This is a genomic window from Bacteroides togonis (genome assembly GCF_900130135.1).
In the GTDB taxonomy this organism is placed as follows: domain Bacteria; phylum Bacteroidota; class Bacteroidia; order Bacteroidales; family Bacteroidaceae; genus Bacteroides; species Bacteroides pullorum.
The window spans coordinates 467,064-480,401 of record NZ_LT670820.1 but is presented as its reverse complement, the minus strand read 5'-3'; the positions used below and the strand labels follow the sequence as shown (position 1 = coordinate 480,401).

The following is a 13,338-nucleotide window of genomic DNA, read 5'->3' as shown; positions in this document are numbered from 1 at the left end:
TCTTATCCCATAAATAAAGAAATAGCCCAAGGCATCTTGTCTCGGGCTATTTTTATTTTCAGAAGGCTTTGCGTATCCTCATTTGGAAACCTAGATTGTCGCCATAAATCTCTCCTGTATCCAGACCTAGGGAGGCATGAATCAACCATGTCTTCTGCTTGTCGGGCATGTATTGGAAAGCGACATAAGCTGAGAAGTTTTCCAAGATATCGAGCGTAGGCGTCCCATGTGTACCCCACGTGCGATTAAAGGACATCTTGGCTATATAGTTCCATTTGTCGGAAAATTCGCCGCTCCAACCCACATGCAGGGCTTTTACGCGATTGTACTTGAACGACATGCTCCCATCTTCATTGTAAATGGGCGAACGAAGCAAGGGATTGCCGTTGGCCATTCCCCAATGGGCCCATCCATGGTACAAACCGTTGTTGTAATAGTTGTCACTACCTCCCGTCTTATGTACAGGTCCGTCCTCAGGTTCGTGAAGTCCATGGAGCGGACCACTTTGGTTGGTGGTCTGCAGAAACTCCAATACAACATTGTTGATCGGACGGAAGTTGTTGAACTTCAACTCTATACCCCAAAGGCCGTCCCATCCGTTCTGCTTGCCCATGGCGGAGAAGTCTTCAAAGTAATTGTCCAGATAGGCGCTGATCGAGAAGTCTTTTCCACGATAGGTTCCACGAATCTGTTCGGTCCCTACAAAATTGCCCTGATAAAACAAGGCATCGTTAGCAGGTTTGTCTTCGTCAGCCGATCCTGGGATAAATATGCGGAAGTAGTCCTTCAAAGTGTTTCCCAAATCGACTTCTCCGCTGCTGGTCACCCTCTGACCTCCAAACTCTGTATCCAAAGTCATGCCAAAATCCAATTGCCATTTACCGTCAGGCACTCCGATACGTACAAATCCTTCTTTATGATGGTATTTGATATTCTTGGTATACCAAGCTCCTCCAGCCACGTTGGCATGGTCTTTCAGCCAATTGCTGTCCGTAAACCAGCCGTATGAGATTTCTCCCTTGATGGCCAGACGCGGCAACAGATAGAGGTATTCAGGGATACCTATCATGATTTGTGGGATAGGTCTGGAATTGCCCGACCAGGTAAGTTCTCCACTACTCAGGCGGCTGTTGATCAACGGCGCTGTCATCTCTTTGCTTCCAGCAAAAATGCCGAACCATTTGTATCTGAAATCAGCGTAAGCCTGCTGGATGCCAGAGCTGAAACCTGCGGCTGCAATCACATCCAATCCAGCCTCTACATCCCACTTGCCCCATCGGTCGTTATAAAAGACACCACCACGGATATAGGTACTATTGTCAAGAGAAGCCAATCCCTGCAGATTGCTCACTTGCCACAAAGGAGTATTGTCACCTGTGCGAACAGTAGCTCCATATTCTACAAAAGAGTTGAGCTTGTTTTGTTTTTGTGCCGTCGCACTTCCAACGCTAGCAAGCAGAAGTGCTAAAAGGCCAACTTTCATATACATAAATAAGCACGCTTTAATGTAAGACGGTGCAAAAGTAGGAAAAATCCAGCAGTCAGATGCCCTTTCGTTGATATTTTGTTGATAAGAAAAACGGAACTTTTGACTCGTTTATCCAATAATTCTGCTATTTTTGCACCATGATTGAATTGTCCCGACACATAGAAACACTGCTACTGGAGAATGATTGCGTCATTGTTCCCGATTTTGGAGGCTTTGTCGCTCATTACAATCCGGCTACTTATATAGAGGAAGAAAACATTTTCCTTCCCCCTACCCGTACCATTGGTTTCAACTCGCAATTGAAAATGAACGACGGGCTTTTGGTACAATCGTATATGGCTGTCTATGGCACCAACTTCCCTGACGCCACCCGTATGGTAAACAAGGAAGTGCAAAACCTGGTAGCCTGCCTGCACGAGAATGGCAAAGTTGAACTGCCCAACATTGGCGAGATAAGCTATACAGTCCATGGCACTTGTAATTTTACGCCTTATGACAATCGAATGACTACTCCCGGCCTGTATGGACTGGACAGCTTCGAAATAAAACCGCTGGCCGCGCTGCATAAGGCAGAAGTGCGCAACCATCTGCATGCTCCTTCTATAGAAGCAAGACCGTCGAGACGTATCAGAAGAAGCAGTTACCATTGGAAGTTAAAACGTTCCTACCTGTCCAATGCCGTTGCCTTTATTGCTGCCATAGCCTTATTTTTCATGTTCTCTACTCCGATAGAAAACACCGAAACCATTCAAGGCAACTATGCCCGCTTGCTTCCCACAGAAATATTCGAGCAGCTGGAAAAGCAATCGCTGGCTGTCACACCCGTCGTTACACCCCAATCATCAAAGGTGCAACAGAAAGCCAAACAGCAGGCCAAACAAACTGCAGCAGCCAAAGCTCAAACATCTAAAGAGGTGAAGCCGATAGCCGTTCGCGAAGTGAAAGTTAAAACGGTAGAAACTAAAAAAGCTCCTGTAGTTGCCCAACCGACCAAACCAGTTGAAAGCAAACCGGCAGTCGCCGAGGCTTCTCCTGCAGCTAAGGCAGCTAAGAATGTCAAGAAGCCGTATCACATCATTGTAGCCAGTGTAGGTACAGAGAAAGATGCGCGCGCAACAGCCGAGCAGCTGAAAAAAGAAGGATATGAAGGCGCTTCAGCCATCATCGGCAATGGAAAAATGAGAGTTAGCATCGAATCTTTCTCCACTCAGGCAGAAGCTTATCGTAGCTTGCAAGTTATCCGTGAGCAGAAAGCCTATCAGAACGCATGGGTACTGAAGTATTGAAAAACATCATTTCGAAGAACTCATAACAATCACCAAGCATGAAACGTGTACGTTGTCCCAAATGCGAGAATTTTCTAACCTTCGATGAGACCAAATATACCGAAGGCCAGTCTTTGGTTTTCATTTGCGACCATTGCAAAAAGCAGTTCAGCATCCGACTGGGCAAAAGCAAAGTACAGGCGCCGCGAAAAGAAGAAAAACTGGACGAGAAAGAATTTCAAAACGCCTTTGGTAGCATCACTGTAATTGAGAATGTCTTCGGCTTCAAACAGGTACTCCCGCTACAGGAAGGCGACAACGTCATAGGACGCCGATGCATTGGTACAGAAATCAATGTACCTATTGAAACTTCTGACATGAGCATGGACCGTCGCCATTGCATCATCAACGTGAAGCGCAACAAACAGGGGGAAATAGTCTATACTCTGCGTGATGCTCCCAGCCTGACAGGAACATTCCTGAACAACGAGATATTGGGCGATCGCGACCGCGTTCGTATCGAAGACGGAGCCATAGTCACCATTGGCGCCACTACGTTCATATTACGGGCAGGAGAGTAAATCCCTAAGATTCCCATAAAATAAAAAACGCCTGAGGCTTTCTGTTCAATTCCTCAGGCGTTTTCTTTTTATTGATTGTTATAGTTATTATTCAGCTTCCGAAGAAAGTCTTCTTCTTCTGGCGGGCTTTTCCTTAGTAGCATCTACTTTGGGCTCTATAGTTACTCCAGCCAGCTCTGGGTCGATCATGATACGTCCGCAGTATTCGCAAACGATTACTTTCTTGCGAGAGCGAATATCCAATTGTCTCTGAGGCGGAATCTTATTGAAACAACCACCACAAGCATCGCGCTGTACGTAAACGATACCCAAACCATTGCGAGAATTCTTACGAATGCGCTTGAATGACTGAAGCAGACGGGGCTCGATTTTTGTTTCCAAGTCTTTTGCCTTGTCTCTCAGCTTTTCTTCCTCTTGTTTGGTTTCTGAGATAATTTCGTCCAGCTCGTTTTTCTTTACTTCCAGATCCTGTTTTCTTTCTTCCAACTGAGCTGCACTGGCTTCCATCTCTTTCGACTTCGCAGCTTCTTGTTCTGTAAACTCGCGGATACGTTTTTCGCACAACTCGATCTCCAAAGTCTGGAACTCAATTTCCTTGCTCAAGAAGTCATATTCGCGGTTGTTGCGTACATTCTCCTGCTGTTCCTTATACTTTGCTACAGAAGCCTTAGCTGTTTCGATTTCCACCTTCTTGGTTGCGATGGATGTTTTCAGTTCAGTTACTTCCGTCTTAATTCTTTCGATACGAGTGCTCAAACCTGCAATTTCGTCTTCCAAGTCTTGTACTTCCAAGGGGAGTTCTCCTCTCAAAGTCTTGATTTCATCAATCTTGGAAAGAGTTGTTTGCAACTGGAACAAGGTCTTCAACTTCTGCTCAACAGTTAGTTCCTGCTGATCTTTTTTTGCTTCTTTAGCCATTTCTGTTACATGTATTTTATGGGATTGGTGTTCACCTTGGTCTGTTGTACTTCCAGACTGGGGAACAGTTCCCTGATTATTGTATAAAATATCTCTTTTGTATATTGCTCACTTTCATAATGCCCGATCTCGGCCAACAGAATGTCGCCCTCATGTCCGAAATATTCATGATACTTTATTTCACCCGTAATGAACACGTCTGCTCCTTGTCGGATGGCAAACGGCATCAGGAAAGCACCTGCACCTCCACATAAAGCAACCTTCTGTATTTCCCTACCCATCAGTTTGTTATGACGCAAACATTCTACTTCAAAAGTCTTCTTCACCTTTTTCAGGAAGTCAAGCTCTGTCTCTGGCTCCGACAGTTCGCCTATCACGCCGGCACCTGCCTGCTGCCAAGTATTCTGCAATGGATAGAAGTCGAATGCCGGCTCTTCATATGGATGTACAGCCAACAGCGCCTGAAGCACTTCTGCTTTCCTATAAGCTGGCAGGATTGTCTCAAGACGCACTTCTGATTCGGTATGCAACTCACCTATCGTACCACAGTAAGGATGCGTTCCCTCCTGCGCACGAAATGTTCCTTTTCCCTCTACATTGTAACTGCATGAATCATAATTCCCAATGCAGCCACATCCTGCGGAAAACAGAGCGTTTCTTACTTCTGAAGCTTGCGCTACAGGAACGAAAGTAACCAATTTGAGCAACGCATTCTCTTTAGGTTCCAATACACGCAGATTCTTCAAGCCAAGTTTCTCAGCCATCTTGAAGTTCACTCCCCCCCAGGCATTATCCAGATTGGTATGGGCGGCATAGACAACGATGTCGTTTTTGATAGCTTTCAAAATACAACGTTCCACGTAGTCACGCCCCGTTATCGATTTATAACCTTTGAACAGGAGTGGATGATGGGCTATCACCAGGTTGTACCCAAGTGCAATTGCCTCGTCCAGCACTGCTTCAGTAACGTCAAGACACAACAAAGCCCCTGTTGCTTCCGCATCTGTCAATCCTATTTGCAGGCCAGCATTATCAAATCCGTCTTGCAATGGCAGAGGCGCGAACCGTTCAAGGGCGCTTACGATCTCCTTTATTTTCATAATAAAACAGAGAATTTGGATGCAAAGATAGTAAAAAGTAAGGATGTGATAAATAAAATCTGATATTTTCGGCAAAAAAATGACAGGCATAGGTAGAAAAGCACGTTTTTTTGCAGGCAGAAAGGTCATTTGTCGGATGAAGCCAAATATTTATCGTATCTTTGTCTCACTGATTCATTCAAAAAATACATTCAACTATGATAGCAAACGAAAGAGACGTCCGTCACGAACACATACTGAGTGTGGCCCGACAAATGATGACAGCTGCACGCACTGCCCCTAAAGGCAAAGGTATCGATGCCATCGAAGTTGCCATGGCGACCGATGAAGATTTGCAAAAGCTCTCTGCTGAAATGCGGCAAATTTCAGAAGAAACCGGTATGAAATTCTTTCTGCGCGATGCCGACAATATATTGCAAGCCGAATGCGTGGTTATAATAGGTACACGTGAACAACCTCAGGGGCTGAACTGTGGACATTGCGGATATGCCACCTGTGCTGCACGTCCGAAAAGCGTTCCTTGTGCTTTGAACACTGTCGACGTAGGTATTGCCATCGGTTCAGCCTGTGCTACGGCTGCCGACATGCGTGTCGATACCCGCGTTATGTTCTCTGCAGGCCTGGCTGCCCAACGCTTGCAATGGTTGCCCGAATGCCATAGCGTATTCGCCATCCCTGTCAGCGCTTCCTCCAAAAATCCATTTTTCGACCGCAAACCTAAAGATGCCAATAAATAAAGATGGAAACAACCGCAACCATACTTCCTGCAGAATGGACACGCCAAAGTGGCGTACAGCTGACTTGGCCACATGCAGCTACCGACTGGGCCTACATGCTCGATGAAGTTCAGACGTGTTTTCTCCACATCTCCCGCGAAATAGCTGCTCGCGAACTGCTTCTCATTGTCACTCCTGAACCCGAAGAAGTGAAACGTCAGATATCCGATACGGTCAATATGGAAAACGTACGCCTCATACAATGCGCAACCAACGATACGTGGGCACGCGACCATGGCGCCATTACCCTACTCGATGCTGACGAACCTGTTCTGCTCGATTTCAAATTCAACGGCTGGGGGTTGAAATTTGCTTCAGATAAGGACAATCTTATTACCCGCCGATTGATAGATGCCAATGCACTGCATGGCAGATATGTCAATTGCCTGGGCTTTGTTCTCGAAGGAGGTTCCATCGAAAGCGATGGTAAAGGTACTTTACTCACCACATCAGAATGTCTGCTTTCCCCCAATCGCAACGGACAAATGACTCAGAAAGAGATAGAGACATACCTTCGTAATACTTTTCATGTACAACAAGTTCTCTGGTTGGATCACGGTTACCTGGCGGGTGACGACACAGATAGCCATATCGATACCTTGGCACGCCTTTGCCCCAACGACACCATCGTATACGTGCAATGTACCGACACAACTGACGAACATTACGAAGCCCTTCGCCTCATGGAAGAACAACTGAAAACGTTCCGAACCTTGAAAGGCGAGCCCTATCGTCTGCTCCCCTTGCCCATGGCCAATGCCATCATCGAAGATGGCGAACGCCTGCCGGCTACCTATGCCAACTTTCTCATCCTGAACGAAGCCGTGCTCTACCCCACTTACAACCAGCCCGACAACGATCGCCGTGCCGCCGAAGTGCTTCAGCAGGCCTTTCCTGATTACGAGATTGTGGGTATCGACTGCCGTGCCCTTATCTGCCAACACGGGTCGCTACATTGTGTAACGATGCAGTATCCTATAGGAGTCTTACGATAAAATTAAAAAATAACAAAATACAGATTAGTACAATATGAGAAAAATAAAAGTAGGCATCATCCAACAAGCCAATACCGCTGACCTGCGGATGAATCTGATGAATTTGGCCAAGAGCATTGAAGCATGTGCTGCTCATGGTGCACAGTTGGTTGTACTGCAAGAGCTGCACAACTCACTTTATTTCTGCCAAACAGAGAATACACAACTTTTCGACTTGGCCGAACCTATCCCTGGCCCTTCTACAGGTTTCTATTCCGAACTGGCAGCTGCCAACCGGATTGTTCTTGTGACTTCGCTCTTCGAAAAACGTGCACCAGGGCTATATCACAACACAGCTGTAGTCTTCGACCGTGATGGAAGCATTGCAGGCAAGTATCGCAAAATGCACATCCCCGACGATCCCGCATACTACGAAAAGTTCTATTTCACTCCAGGTGATTTGGGCTTCGAACCGATACAGACCTCGCTTGGCAAACTAGGCGTGCTTGTCTGCTGGGACCAATGGTATCCTGAAGCTGCCCGCCTCATGGCACTGAAGGGAGCTGAACTGCTGATCTACCCCACTGCCATTGGATGGGAAAGTACCGATACAGACGACGAAAAAGCTCGCCAGTTGAATGCTTGGATTATTTCACAGCGTGGACATGCCGTAGCTAATGGGCTGCCTGTCATTTCCGTGAACCGTGTCGGTCATGAGCCTGACCCTTCGGGACAAACCAATGGCATTCTTTTCTGGGGAAACAGTTTCGTAGCAGGTCCTCAAGGCGAACTTTTGGCTCAAGCCAGCAACGACCGTCCAGAAAATTTAGTAGTTGAAGTCGACATGGAACGTTCTGAAAACGTACGCCGATGGTGGCCTTTCCTTCGCGATCGCCGCATCGATGCTTACGAAGGTATTGTAAAAAGATTTATCGACTGAAAAAAATGAAGTAAACCACTGAAGATCAACGAAAAGTAACACGTTTATTCATCAGGAAGTTTACCGTACCATAGATAAAGAGGCCGAGGAACTGAGCCAGATATTCGTTACAATCCCACAGTTCGACCAGTACGATAAGAAAAAGGAATTGGGCAACATAAGCCATTCCGAAAGCAATAAGAAAGAGCAGCACCTGCCGCCAGGTGTTGCTCTTTTTGTCTGTAGGAAATATCCAGTACTTGCACCAGATGAAGTTATGCGTCTGTGCAAGCACGTAAGCCGTCACGTTGGATGCCAGATAGTGAATGCCCAAAACGCCCATCATGATTCCGATGGTCGCTGCAGTAATCAGTGCATTCAGCGTGCCGATTACCGCAAAGCGGATGATTCGTGTTGTTTCTTTCACTATCGGTTCCAGGTGATTAGAAAGTTATTCTTTTACATCTACAATCAGATTCAGTTCGTCCAACTGTTTCTGATCGAGGAAGCCCGGTGCGTCAAGCATCACGTCGCGTCCGCTATTGTTCTTCGGGAAGGCAATGCAGTCGCGGATGCTATCCAGTCCGGCAAAGATGCTCACCCAACGGTCGAGACCATAAGCCAGACCTCCATGAGGGGGTGCACCATACTTGAAGGCATTCATCAGGAAGCCAAACTGCTCCTCTGCCTTCTCTGGCGTAAAGCCTAGGATTTCGAACATCTTAGCCTGCAGCTTCGCATCGTGGATACGAATTGAACCACCTCCCACTTCGATACCGTTGCAAACCATGTCATAGGCATCAGCACGCACAGCAGCCGGATCGGTATCCAGCAAGGGGATATCTTCGTCCTTCGGATGAGTGAACGGATGATGCATGGCCATCAAACGGCCTTCTTCCTCGCTCCACTCGAACATCGGGAAGTCTACTACCCACAAAAGAGCAAATTTGTTCTTGTCGCGCAGTCCCAGTTGGTTACCCATTTCTAGACGAAGTTCACAAAGCTGCTTGCGGGTTTTCATTGCATCGTCACCACTCAGGATCAGAATCAAGTCACCCGGTTTGGCACCAAAAGCTTCTTTCATCTGTTGCAGTACCTCTTGCGTATAGAATTTGTCTACACTCGACTTTACGTTACCATCAGCCTCTACACGAGCGTAAATCATGCCTTTGGCTCCGATCTGCGGACGTTTCACAAACTCAGTCAACGCATCGAGTTGCTTGCGTGTATAGTGGGCTGCACCCTCGGCACAAATACCACCGATGTAAGCTGCATTGTCGAATACCGAGAAGCCATATCCCTTCAGGATGTCCATCAGTTCGACAAACTTCATGCCGAAACGCAAGTCGGGCTTGTCACTACCATAATACTTCATGGCGTCTGCCCATGGCATGCGTTGGAAAGGTTCTGTCAACTCAACGCCACGCAATTCCTTGAACAGATACTTGGCCATTCCCTCGAAGAGTTCGATCACATCGTCCTGTTGCACAAACGACATTTCGCAGTCAATCTGTGTAAATTCCGGCTGACGGTCAGCACGCAAGTCCTCGTCACGGAAACATTTGGCAATCTGGAAATAGCGGTCGAAACCTGATACCATCAGCAGCTGTTTCAGCGTCTGCGGGCTCTGAGGCAACGCATAGAACTGTCCCGGATTCATACGTGAAGGAACGACAAAGTCGCGCGCGCCTTCAGGAGTAGAACCGATGAGCAACGGAGTTTCCACCTCGATAAAACCTTTGCTATCCAGATATTTGCGCACCTCGATAGTCATTTTGTGGCGCAGTTCCAGATTCTTGCGGACAGCCGTACGGCGCAAGTCCAGATAACGGTATTTCATGCGAATATCATCGCCACCGTCCGTATTGTCCTCGATGGTGAAGGGAGGAGTCAGAGCTGCGTTCAGAACATTCAGTTCCGACACGATAATCTCAATGTCACCCGTAGGAATGTTGCTGTTCTTGCTGAAACGCTCGTTTACTGTACCAGTCACCTGAATAACGTACTCACGTCCCAAGTGATTGGCCTGTTCGCACAAAGCAGCATTCACTTCCTCATTGAATACTAACTGGGTGATGCCGTAACGGTCGCGCAGGTCGATGAAGGTCATGCCTCCCATCTTACGGCTGCGCTGCACCCATCCGGCCAGCGTCACCTGCTTATTGACATCGGAGATGCGAAGCTCTCCACAAGTATGTGTTCTATACATTTTTTATTGAGTTTTGATTTTATGAGTGCAAAAGTACGGAATATTTGGAATACTCTCTCTATTTTTTTGTCAGCTTTTTAATCTGCTCTTTACCTTTATCCAAAATCATACGGTTTTTGTGCGAAATATCCTCTACAATTGTCTCGTTGAGCTGCTTCAAACCATTGATATAGTCCTGTGCACGTTGCAGCACATTGACAGAACCTTTTCCGGCATTACGGGGCACGATGACTTTCAATTCCTTCTGCACAATAGTCACTTCCACATCCTCTCCTGCCATCATGGGGTCGCCGTCAAAATGCACTACGCCCGGCTTTGTACGATGAATGCGCAGAGACTTACACTGGAAAGTCTTGATGCGGCTGTTTTGGTTAATGGTCTTGTTGAACAGCTGAAAAGACAATGCCGGTACGTCGAGTACCGTAAACGGTTCCAGAATCGTTACGTCGAGCAATCCGTCGTTCAAGGTAGCTTTCGGAGCAATATAAGCATTGTTTCCATACTGTGACGCATTGCCGCAGGCTATCAGGAAAGCTTTGTAGCGTGCCGACGGATTTCCGTCCATCTCCAGTTCGTAAACTTCCGGACGGTATTTCAAGCTTTCGCGCAGCGTCTGCTCCAGATACGTCAGAGGTCCCCTTCTGCCGGCTTGCGAAAATTTCAGGCTGACAAAAGCATCGAATCCCACCCCACACGTACAGAAGAAAGGTACATTATTTATTTTACCGTAATCAATAATGTCCGTCACCCCGTCGTTGATGATATCCACCGCTTTTTTCGGCTCCATAGGGATCTGCAGATGGCGTGCCAGTCCGTTGCCCGATCCGCAGGGAATAATCCCCAGCGCCGTTTCCGTATGAACCAGCGAACGGGCAATCTCGTTGATAGTGCCGTCACCTCCGATTGCCACTACCGCAAAAGCCCCTTCAGCAGCTTTCCGTGCGGCAATCTCCACAGCATGTCCGGCATATTCGGTATAGACCACCTCTTTATCATAGCATTCCTGGTCCAACCTTTCGTTCACCCATGCCAGGATTTGCTCTTTACTCTGAGTGCCCGATACCGGATTTATAATAAAAACTATTTTTTTCTTATCCTTATTGTCCATTCCAAAATAAGTGGGATTTTCATGTCCTGCAAAAGTAATACAAATCCTTAGAAGAATGGCAAAAAACTTCTCCCTAAAACAATCATAAGTAGTTTTTTTAGTCCAATCGATGCAAAAAAAGAACTAAAATTGCTATCTTTGCCCCCGTTTTTGAAACTTGAGCAAAAAAAACATACTAATTATAAGACATTCAATGAGTTTACTACAAGAAAAATTTGCGAAATACGACCTGCCCCAACAATTCATGGCCAAAGGCGTATATCCTTATTTCCGTGAAATCGACAGCCACCAGGATACAGAGGTACTGATGGATGGCAAAAAAGTCCTGATGTTCGGCTCCAATGCCTATATGGGACTGACGTATGACAAGCGAATCATTGATGCGGCCAAAGCCGCCACTGATAAATATGGCACGGGATGTGCCGGCTCACGCCTACTGAACGGTACACTCGACATCCACGTACAGCTGGAGAAAGAGTTGGCCGAGTTCGTAGGAAAAGACGAAGCCCTCTGCTTCTCCACCGGATTTACCGTAAACGAAGGTGTCATTCCCCAGCTGGTAGGCCGAGGCGACTACATCATCTGTGACGACCGCGACCATGCTTCTATCGTCGACGGACGCCGCCTTTCATTCGCCACTCAGCTGAAGTATAAACACAACGACATGGAAGACCTCGAAAAAGAGCTCCAGAAATGCGAGCCCGATGCGGTCAAACTGATTGTCGTAGACGGCGTGTTCTCCATGGAAGGCGACCTGGCCAACCTGCCTGAGATTGTCCGCCTGAAGAAAAAATACAATGCAAGCATTTACGTCGACGAAGCACATGGCTTGGGCGTATTCGGCCGTCAGGGAAGAGGTGTCTGCGACCATTTCGGCGTAACCGACGATGTAGACCTCATTATGGGTACCTTCAGCAAGTCACTGGCCTCTATCGGTGGTTTTGTAGCTGGCGACAAGGAAGTCATCAACTGGCTTCGCCACAATGCCCGTTCCTACATCTTCCAGGCCAGCAACACGCCTGCTGCAACAGCCGCAGCCCGCGAAGCGCTCCACATTATTCAGAACGAGCCCGAACGCATCCAGCGCCTGTGGGACATCACAAACTACGCATTGGAAGCTTTCCGTAATGCCGGATTCGAGATTGGCGACACCGAGTCACCCATCATCCCCCTCTACGTTCGCGATACGGAGAAGACCTTCACAGTCACCAAGCTGGCTTTCGACGAAGGCATCTTCATCAATCCCGTCATCCCGCCCGCCTGCGCTCCGCAGGATACATTGGTACGTGTAGCCCTCATGGCCACGCACACCAAGGAGCAGATTGACTATGCAGTTGAGAAGTTAACCAAATGCTTCAAACAGCTGGATATCATAAAATAACATATAACAGTATATTGCTAAATATAAAGAAGGCTGCGCACATAAAATGTATACAGCCTTTTTCTTTACTTTACCAACCCATCTATAGAGCAGCCTTGCAACTTACAGCGGACTTCCGCTATATCAAGACAAGGATGTTCCCATTCTTGTCGTAACTTGTCACCTTCTCGGTGAAGCGGCCTGCGTTGCTGCTTAGCGAAGTACCTTCCCCGTAGACCGCATCAAGCAGGCGGTTCAGCCCGTCGTAGGTGAACTTGTAGCCGCGGGTCGTTGTCTCATTACCCGCCTGCCACGTCATGCCGCTGATGTTCCCGTTGTAGCAGGGAGTACCGTTCCCGGTGTTGTAATATAGGTTCTGTGAGAACTTGCTCCCGCTGATCCCCGTCAGCCAGTCGCGCAGGTTGTAGGCATAGGTCAGCTTCTGGGAGGCGTTGCCGTGCGGAGACATGCTTTGCAGCCTGCCCAGCTCGTCGTACGTGTTCGAGACAAGCGTCACCGTCACGCCGCCCAGCGTGTGCTCCACCTTCGTCAGGCGCTCCGCGTGGTCGTAGGTGTACTCGGTGACCTCCGTGAGTGTGGGCTTCCCGCCGGCCGTGTGCGTGTGGCTCACCACGGCGG

General features: G+C 47.7%; 12 protein-coding genes and 1 pseudogene. 6 read left to right on the top strand and 7 right to left on the bottom strand.

Translation table 11 applies throughout. The features are described from left to right. Positions 1-58 precede the first annotated feature (58 nt). Positions 59-1,483, bottom strand: coding sequence for a capsule assembly Wzi family protein (locus BQ8005_RS02165; protein WP_075318846.1), 1,425 nt, complete (start codon positions 1,481-1,483; stop codon positions 59-61). A 143-nt stretch (positions 1,484-1,626) separates the two neighbouring features. On the opposite strand from BQ8005_RS02165, the gene BQ8005_RS02160 reads away from it, so the two are divergent. Together BQ8005_RS02160 and BQ8005_RS02155 are read left to right on the top strand one after the other, a co-directional pair. Beyond that, positions 1,627-2,775, top strand: a complete 1,149-nt coding sequence (locus BQ8005_RS02160) for an HU domain-containing protein (protein WP_075316886.1) — start codon at positions 1,627-1,629, stop codon at positions 2,773-2,775. 38 nt (positions 2,776-2,813) lie between these two features. Next, entirely contained in the window at positions 2,814-3,335 is a 522-nt protein-coding gene (locus BQ8005_RS02155) for an FHA domain-containing protein (RefSeq protein WP_021848485.1), read from the top strand. Positions 3,336-3,422: 87 nt separating this feature from the next. Here the strand turns inward: BQ8005_RS02155 and BQ8005_RS02150 are convergent, their stop codons facing one another. Together BQ8005_RS02150 and BQ8005_RS02145 are read right to left on the bottom strand one after the other, a co-directional pair. Further along, on the bottom strand, positions 3,423-4,253 hold the full coding sequence (locus BQ8005_RS02150) for a zinc ribbon domain-containing protein (RefSeq protein WP_075316885.1): 831 nt from the start codon (positions 4,251-4,253) through the stop codon (positions 3,423-3,425). Between the two features lie 5 nt (positions 4,254-4,258). Further along, a complete protein-coding gene (locus BQ8005_RS02145; protein ID WP_075316884.1) occupies positions 4,259-5,353 on the bottom strand; it encodes a Nif3-like dinuclear metal center hexameric protein in 1,095 nt (364 codons plus the stop codon). Between the two features lie 197 nt (positions 5,354-5,550). Here BQ8005_RS02145 and BQ8005_RS02140 point away from each other — a divergent pair, with 197 nt between their 5' ends. The 3 genes from BQ8005_RS02140 to BQ8005_RS02130 are packed head-to-tail and all read left to right on the top strand — an operon-like array spanning position 5,551 to position 8,043. Continuing rightward, positions 5,551-6,090, top strand: a complete 540-nt coding sequence (locus tag BQ8005_RS02140; protein ID WP_075316883.1) for a ferredoxin domain-containing protein — start codon at positions 5,551-5,553, stop codon at positions 6,088-6,090. A 2-nt stretch (positions 6,091-6,092) separates the two neighbouring features. After that, positions 6,093-7,124, top strand: coding sequence for an agmatine deiminase family protein (locus tag BQ8005_RS02135; protein ID WP_075316882.1), 1,032 nt, complete (start codon positions 6,093-6,095; stop codon positions 7,122-7,124). Positions 7,125-7,158: 34 nt separating this feature from the next. Beyond that, positions 7,159-8,043: a carbon-nitrogen hydrolase gene (locus BQ8005_RS02130; RefSeq protein WP_021848490.1), complete on the top strand. Its 885-nt coding sequence runs from the start codon at positions 7,159-7,161 to the stop codon at positions 8,041-8,043. A 25-nt stretch (positions 8,044-8,068) separates the two neighbouring features. Here the strand turns inward: BQ8005_RS02130 and BQ8005_RS02125 are convergent, their stop codons facing one another. From BQ8005_RS02125 to BQ8005_RS02115, 3 genes are read right to left on the bottom strand one after another with little or no spacing between them, the layout of a single operon-like run. Beyond that, positions 8,069-8,449, bottom strand: coding sequence for a GtrA family protein (locus BQ8005_RS02125; protein ID WP_021848491.1), 381 nt, complete (start codon positions 8,447-8,449; stop codon positions 8,069-8,071). A 24-nt stretch (positions 8,450-8,473) separates the two neighbouring features. Then, positions 8,474-10,231 carry an aspartate--tRNA ligase gene (gene aspS, locus BQ8005_RS02120; protein ID WP_021848492.1) on the bottom strand — a complete coding sequence of 586 codons (1,758 nt, stop codon included), beginning with the start codon at positions 10,229-10,231 and terminating at the stop codon, positions 8,474-8,476. A gap of 58 nt (positions 10,232-10,289) precedes the next feature. Next, positions 10,290-11,339 carry a diacylglycerol/lipid kinase family protein gene (locus BQ8005_RS02115; RefSeq protein WP_075316881.1) on the bottom strand — a complete coding sequence of 350 codons (1,050 nt, stop codon included), beginning with the start codon at positions 11,337-11,339 and terminating at the stop codon, positions 10,290-10,292. 193 nt (positions 11,340-11,532) lie between these two features. Here BQ8005_RS02115 and spt point away from each other — a divergent pair, with 193 nt between their 5' ends. Continuing rightward, the gene (gene spt / locus BQ8005_RS02110) at positions 11,533-12,720 is read left to right on the top strand and encodes a serine palmitoyltransferase (RefSeq protein WP_075316880.1); all 1,188 of its coding nucleotides are present in this window, start codon (positions 11,533-11,535) and stop codon (positions 12,718-12,720) included. A gap of 118 nt (positions 12,721-12,838) precedes the next feature. Here the strand turns inward: spt and BQ8005_RS02105 are convergent. Then, positions 12,839-13,338 (bottom strand): annotated as a pseudogene (locus BQ8005_RS02105) (RHS repeat domain-containing protein); the annotation flags it as partial.

Coding starts and splice junctions, on each gene's coding strand:
- aspS (WP_021848492.1), bottom strand. CDS start 10,231: ATGTATAGAACACATACTTGTGGAGAGCTTCGCATCTCCGATGTCAAT.
- BQ8005_RS02145 (WP_075316884.1), bottom strand. CDS start 5,353: ATGAAAATAAAGGAGATCGTAAGCGCCCTTGAACGGTTCGCGCCTCTG.
- BQ8005_RS02130 (WP_021848490.1), top strand. CDS start 7,159: ATGAGAAAAATAAAAGTAGGCATCATCCAACAAGCCAATACCGCTGAC.
- spt (WP_075316880.1), top strand. CDS start 11,533: ATGAGTTTACTACAAGAAAAATTTGCGAAATACGACCTGCCCCAACAA.
- BQ8005_RS02150 (WP_075316885.1), bottom strand. CDS start 4,253: ATGGCTAAAGAAGCAAAAAAAGATCAGCAGGAACTAACTGTTGAGCAG.
- BQ8005_RS02135 (WP_075316882.1), top strand. CDS start 6,093: ATGGAAACAACCGCAACCATACTTCCTGCAGAATGGACACGCCAAAGT.
- BQ8005_RS02115 (WP_075316881.1), bottom strand. CDS start 11,339: ATGGACAATAAGGATAAGAAAAAAATAGTTTTTATTATAAATCCGGTA.
- BQ8005_RS02155 (WP_021848485.1), top strand. CDS start 2,814: ATGAAACGTGTACGTTGTCCCAAATGCGAGAATTTTCTAACCTTCGAT.
- BQ8005_RS02165 (WP_075318846.1), bottom strand. CDS start 1,483: ATGAAAGTTGGCCTTTTAGCACTTCTGCTTGCTAGCGTTGGAAGTGCG.
- BQ8005_RS02140 (WP_075316883.1), top strand. CDS start 5,551: ATGATAGCAAACGAAAGAGACGTCCGTCACGAACACATACTGAGTGTG.
- BQ8005_RS02160 (WP_075316886.1), top strand. CDS start 1,627: ATGATTGAATTGTCCCGACACATAGAAACACTGCTACTGGAGAATGAT.